The following is a 5,879-nucleotide window of genomic DNA, read 5'->3' on the forward strand; positions in this document are numbered from 1 at the left end:
CTAGTGGTGTGTCACGCAACCTTGGTGGGGTAATGGGTCCAGGTTCGGATGGGTGAGTCGATGGCGAATCCGGTCTTGGGCTGGGAGTGGGTGTTGCGCCAGCGTATGTGGGCTGCCAACGCCTGGTTCTGTTGTTCGTGGGATCGGTGGTCGGTGCCGTTGAGAGCGAAGTAGCGCAGTGCGGCGAACTCGGTCTCGATCCAGTTGAGCCAGGACGAGTAGGTGGGCAGGAACACCAGCTCGACATTGTTGGCCGCGGCCCAGTCCCGGACCTTGGGGTGGCGGTGCGGGGAGAAGTTGTCCATGACCAGGTGCAGGCGCTGATCCGGCCAGCGGTTCCGCAAGGACTGAAGCAGATCGAGGAGTTCACGGTGGCGTTTGCGGGCCCGGATCCGGTAGTGCAGCTTCCCGGTGGCGAGGTCGAGGGCGGCGATCATGTGCATCACGCCGTCGCTGCGGTTGAACGTGGCTCGTAGTCGGGCGGGTTTGCCTCGCGGGCACCAGGCTTTGCCTTTGCGGGGCTGGAGGTTGAGCGGGCCGAACTCGTCGATGCAGATGACCCGCCCGCCTTCGGGCCGGTGGTCGTAGAGGTCGAGGATCCGCTGCATCTTGGCGATGAAGCCGGCGTCGTTGGAGGCTTTCCAGGTTGTGGTGGTCTGCCAGGACACCCCGCCCTCGCGCAGGATGCGGCGCAGGGTCTCGCGGCTCAGCGCGACAACGGTGCCCCGGCCGAGCAGGTGGTCCCTGAGTTTCGACAGGGACCAGGTGCCGAACGCCGTGATGCCCCAATCGGCGGGAGACGTCCTGGCGATCAGACAGATCCGCTTGCGGATCTGCTCACCGATCCTCCTCGGGCGTCCCCCTCTCCATTTTGGGTCCAGCGCGTCGAACCCCCGCTCGTTGAACGCGTGGATCACATCACGCACATAACCGTCACTGACCTGCAGCAACGACACGATGTCGGCCACCGCCTGGCCCTGGGCGGACATGAGCACCACGATCGCCCGCCGCAACCGCACAGGGTCCTTCGAGGTCCTGGTGATCCGTGCCAACCTCCGGCCCTCGTCCATCGACACCGGGCGCACGAACACACTCGCCTTCCGCGCCACAACCACCTCCCACAGTCGACCTGCGGGACCAGCCTGGCGGACCCACCACCAAGATCAGTTACCGGGCCAACCTTCTGAGCAGCACCACTAGCTTGAGTCTGTCCGGTCCGACGTAGTCATAGTTTGCTCGATTCACACTCGGGTTCCTGCTTGTTCGCGCATGTGCGGTGCAAGAATCTCGCGCGGAGTCGTTGAGCTTCTACACCGGCCCGCCCTCTGCTGGATTGTGCCCCGGTGTGATCGGGAAGGGAGCATGACTAGGCGTCGGTGGTTGCCGCGACTGGCAGAGACGCCGACTGCGGCGGTCGACATCGTGGTGATAACTAAGTGCTCACCGACCTTACCTCGCGAGCTGGCCGTACGGTACCGTTGACCTGCGATTGGGCATCATTAGGTCAACGCTTTTATATTCAGAGACGCTCGCTGGAGCCGTTCAGCAAGCATTTCTGCCCCCCATTTGCTCCCTGGTGCGAACGTGGTGCGCCTGTCGGCCGTGTATCTCGGTAACCAAGTGCGCCCTGCGGGGTTGAGTCGGACCTCGGCACCGCGGCGTTCGACGCTGTCCGCGCTGACTCCGGTACTGAGGTCGCGAGGAGACTGTCGCGCTGCCCGCAGGTGAATGGTCACGCCGAGTGGTTCGTCGGCACCATCTGGCGAGAGACTCATCTACCGGCTGCTGATCGTCGACGAGCGCCATTTGGGATCTGTGTTGAACCGTTATGTCCGGCACTGTGACATCGACGTCTTCGCCCAGGGCTGCTCGCTCTATCGCGACCAAGCCGCTTGGTCTCCGTACCTGGACAGACCTTGCTACGTCGCCCAGTCCTCGGAGACTTGGTCAACGAGTACGAGCACGCTGTGGCCTACCCGCGGGGCAGAGCCGTCAAGCCGAGTTTTGATGTCCCACAGTGGTCTACCAGTGAAATACGTGGACCTTGCCGACGTTGTCGTTGAGGCTGCCCATGTAGTTGATGCTCGAGCTGTAGGTTGTCGAGTTGGAGAGCGGATGGTCCCATACGGTCATCACGTTGCACGCGGGGTCTTCAAGTTCGATCGAGCTGAGGTTGGACCACCAGTAGTTGGCGGGATAGAAGTTGTATCCCGCCGAGTCACATGGGCCTGCCCCGCCCCAGACGGCCAGGTATTGGCCCTGGTAGTTGATGTCGGAGTACCAGTTCATGAGCAATGTGCTCGATGTGGTACCTGCCGCCCTGAGTTGGGCGGATACTGCCGGCTGCCGAAGGTGGGCGGCGCTGTCGAACCGGGTCGACGAGCAGTACCGATAGACGACAGGCGACTCCTTGCCTGGTGCGGCCTTGCCGAGCACAACCGCACAGTAAGGCTGCTCGGTCGACTTCTGGGGTGCCTGGTTTGCCGAAGTCGTCGATGGAGTTGCCGCCGCTGTGGCCTGGCTCCCGATCAACCCGGCAACGGAGATCGCAATGGCCGCCAGGGCAGATAATACTCTTTGGGCACGGGTGTTCGACACTGTTCCCCCTCGTCGAGTGCAAGGAGAAATGTACGCAGCAAGCACCGACCGTCGATGAGGCCGATTCTCTGACGGCATTCCCCCAGGGCCGGCTCTGGCCAGCGCTGCTCAACCTATGGGTGGCTCCGTTCTCGGAGGTAGCCGCCGAATGAGTGTTATTCACATCACGGTCGAAGTCCGATTTTTGTTGTATGTCCAGAAGACAGCCAGATTGTGTAAGATGTGCTGCACGGCGTGGTGATGGGCAGGCTGCCGCTTTCCAGCGACATCACCTCGTAGTCGAGCAGCATCCCGGTGTCCGGGTCGAGGACGATGACCAATCGCTCGTTGGGGGTGAGTGCGTGTTCCGGGTCTTGTTTCGTGCTCACCGCGATTCCGGGCCTGTTGGCGCGGTCGGTGGTCTTGCCTTCCGTGGTGATGTCGCCGCGTGTCGCCAGCGCGCTCAACAGCGCGTTTTGCAGGGCGGGGCTTACCGCCTGTCGAGACCAGGTTTCCCGGATCGAGTCGAACCACTGTGCGGTCGTTCGGGCTTCGGGGAGCCTGTCCGGTGTGGTGCGCGCGACGCCGCTGCTCAGGTCGAGGTGTTTGACGGGTGCGCCGTCCCGACTGACGTCGAGGCGGCCGGTACCGTCGGGGGCAGTCCACATGTCTTGTTCGGCTGCGGATATGCGGGCGTCAGTGATGTTCAGGTCGGAGTCGCCGGTAAGGGCAAGGTTCCAGGTGCGGGTACGCACGTAGTCGTAGTCACCGGCCCCGGAGGGCGCCGGTTGGGTGGCGGCGCGGCGGGCCAGGTCGGTCAACAGGGTGGCTGGGTCGGTGTCCACGTGCTGGTAGACGAGCGCGGTGGCTGTCGGCACGACGTCGTCCGGTGCCACCAGCGGGACGCCGACCGCGGCCACGGCCGCCAGTGCGGTCCCGGCCACCAGCACCGGCACCAGCCTGCGCCTGCGAGGGCGAGCTGGAGAATCCGGCCAGACTGCCCGGTGGGCGCTGCGCGCCTCGGCGAGGGCATCGTCGTCGGGGAAACGTTGGTTCGCCATACGTGCCACAGCTCGTGCGCTTGCCTTACTCATGTTCTGCCTCCGGAGTGGTGACGACGCCTGCCGGCGTCACGGTGGTGCGTGTCGAGGTGGCGTCCAGGTCGTGCAGCGCGATCGCCAACCTTTTGCGAGCGCGGTGCACTCGCACGGCGAACGCGGTCAACGAGCATCCGGCGACGGATGCCGCGTGTCGATGGGACAAACCATCCCAAATCGTCAACATCAGCGCTTCCCGTTCGTGAGCGGGAAGGGTCAGCAGGGCCGCCATCACCGTCACCCGCTCGACGACCTCCGACTCGGCGCTGCCCATCTCGACGGTGTCCTGGTATCGGGCCAACTCGACCGCCAGCACGTCCTGACGCCGCTCCCGGCGCAAGCGATCGCGCATGGTGTTCCGTGCGGTGACCAACAACCACGGCACCACAGCCGTGGGTAACTCCGCACGGCGACGCCAGGCCACCAGGAACGTCTCATCAGCGATCTCCCGCGCCAGATCCGGCGGAACCCGGCGCAACAGGTACGCGAGGACCCGGTCGTAGAGCTCCCTGTACATCCGAGCGAACTCGGACCCTTCCACCTGGTCTCCCTCGCGATCCGTGAACCCGAACACTGAGTAGTGGTCGAGACGATCCCGATCCTTACCGAGCCACCGCGACATAGTCCGACTGCCTCACGCCCGACGTTCACGCATGCCATTTAATGAGTCAGGCCAGTGCAGCGCTCCCAGACATCGCCAGCCCAGCGTTCGCGGCGCGGGACTGGGAAGGCGGACGGCGCAGGACGGTGGCCAGACTCGCGCATGGCCGGGTGCATGATCATCGGGCGACGTTGGACTACATCCAGACGGTGTGTCCGAGGCAGTACTCGCTGGTGGAGGTGCCCTGGCCGTTGGTCACAGAGAACATCGCGGTCGCCGGGCAGCGGGACTACGACAGGTAGCAGGCTGCTGACCTGGACGCGGGGATGCTCAACGCCGCGATCACCCATGACGCCTACGACAATTGCTCACCCGAGTACCTGCTGGCCTGCCGGGGCCCAGGTGCGCCGCAGGCCGCAGGGGCAGGTGTTGAACTACGGCGTCCAAGGTCCTGGGGAAGGCGGACGTCGTGACCGGTCACCACTGGTGGCCGGAGATGGACATGTAAGAGCGGCTTCCCGCTGAGCCCGAGGCCGCTGCACCCGTTGACGTGCGGAAGGGGCCGGTTTCCAGGTCCGGGCGGGTGTTCCTCACGATTCCGTGGGAAGCCGCTCGCGCTCCACACGGTAGCCACCATATTGGGGCAAAGGAAACGCCTCGACGGTCACAGCACTCGAGTGAGTGTCTCGTAACCTGCGATGTTTGGTGAGCACCGCAGGGAACCCGGTAGCCGGTGCGTCGCCGGCCGTCGGTCTGTGGTCGATCGTCGTGTGACTGTCAACCCTGAACGGGTGCTCGTGGGAATCGGTGGTTGCGGGTTCCCGCCGGTCGGGGTCGTGGGGGAGTCTCGACCGGGAGTTCCCGCCGCGGGTCAGGCCGCTGGTGTGGGGGTGGGGTTGGTTTGGTTGGTGTCCTGGCGTTGGTTGAGTTGGTTGAGGGCGTGGGTGGCCTGGGTGATGAGTTCGTGGATTCGGTCGTGGTCGATGGTGAGGTGGATGAGGTTGCCGTTTCTGGTGCCGATGGTGAACTCGGCGGTGTGGGGGTCGGCGATTTCGTAGGTCAGTGCGCAGTTCCCGACGATTTTGGCGTAGAGGTCGATTTCGGGGTTGTGCATGGGTGTGGCCTTTCGTTGTGGTGGTGCCACCGGTGCGAACGTCACACCAGCACCGGGTGAATGGGGGCGTGTGTTCGGGGTGGTGGAGCGCGACGTCCGCCGGTGGCCTTGGTGGCTGGTGGGTGTTATGTGCTGGGTGTGTTGATGGCGCCGGCGGCGGCTTGGTGGAGCCAGTGGAGTGCGTCGTTGCCGTGGAGCACGTGTCCGCGGATGGTCGAGCATTCGCGTGTGGTGGGGTGGGCGAGTACGTCGATGAGGAGCAGGCTACCGAGGGGGATGCCGCGGACGGTGATTTCCGGTCCCTTGTGGTTGTCGCCTCCGACGATGTCGATGTTGGCCTGGGCGAAGGTTTTGTGCCAGTGCAGGACGGTGGTGGCCATGGCGGCGAGTGTGTCCACCTGGACGTGTACGGCGACCTGGTCGTCGGTGGGGTCGACTCCTGCTCGCAGGCGGAGGGTGATTTTCTCGGGGGTGGGCAGTCCGTAGCTGG

The 5,879-nt window shown here is 64.6% G+C and carries 7 protein-coding genes; 1 reads left to right on the forward strand and 6 read right to left on the reverse strand.

Annotated features, from left to right (window positions below):
- Positions 1 to 11: 11 nt before the first annotated feature.
- The 4 genes from H504_RS0126045 to H504_RS37075 form a co-directional block, all read right to left on the reverse strand.
- A complete protein-coding gene (locus tag H504_RS0126045; RefSeq protein ID WP_245614186.1) occupies positions 12 to 1,109 on the reverse strand; it encodes an IS630 family transposase in 1,098 nt (365 codons plus the stop codon).
- A 913-nt stretch (positions 1,110 to 2,022) separates the two neighbouring features.
- Entirely contained in the window at positions 2,023 to 2,598 is a 576-nt protein-coding gene (locus H504_RS41640) for a hypothetical protein (protein WP_157440640.1), read from the reverse strand.
- A 164-nt stretch (positions 2,599 to 2,762) separates the two neighbouring features.
- Positions 2,763 to 3,638, reverse strand: coding sequence for a hypothetical protein (locus H504_RS0126055; protein WP_157440641.1), 876 nt, complete (start codon positions 3,636 to 3,638; stop codon positions 2,763 to 2,765).
- Between the two features lie 25 nt (positions 3,639 to 3,663).
- Entirely contained in the window at positions 3,664 to 4,296 is a 633-nt protein-coding gene (locus H504_RS37075; protein WP_051386283.1) for an RNA polymerase sigma factor, read from the reverse strand.
- A gap of 149 nt (positions 4,297 to 4,445) precedes the next feature.
- Here H504_RS37075 and H504_RS43710 point away from each other — a divergent pair, with 149 nt between their 5' ends.
- The gene (locus tag H504_RS43710) at positions 4,446 to 4,577 is read left to right on the forward strand and encodes a hypothetical protein (RefSeq protein WP_281173667.1); all 132 of its coding nucleotides are present in this window, start codon (positions 4,446 to 4,448) and stop codon (positions 4,575 to 4,577) included.
- A 569-nt stretch (positions 4,578 to 5,146) separates the two neighbouring features.
- Here the strand turns inward: H504_RS43710 and H504_RS0126070 are convergent.
- Both H504_RS0126070 and H504_RS42175 read right to left on the reverse strand, forming a co-directional pair.
- Complete coding sequence (locus H504_RS0126070; RefSeq protein ID WP_026425173.1) at positions 5,147 to 5,389, reverse strand: hypothetical protein; 243 nt, start codon at positions 5,387 to 5,389, stop codon at positions 5,147 to 5,149.
- Positions 5,390 to 5,514: 125 nt separating this feature from the next.
- Positions 5,515 to 5,879 (reverse strand): hypothetical protein (locus tag H504_RS42175; protein ID WP_026425174.1); only part of this gene is annotated, 365 nt, incomplete at its 5' end.

This window comes from Actinokineospora inagensis DSM 44258 (assembly GCF_000482865.1).
GTDB classification, from domain to species: Bacteria; Actinomycetota; Actinomycetes; order Mycobacteriales; family Pseudonocardiaceae; genus Actinokineospora; species Actinokineospora inagensis.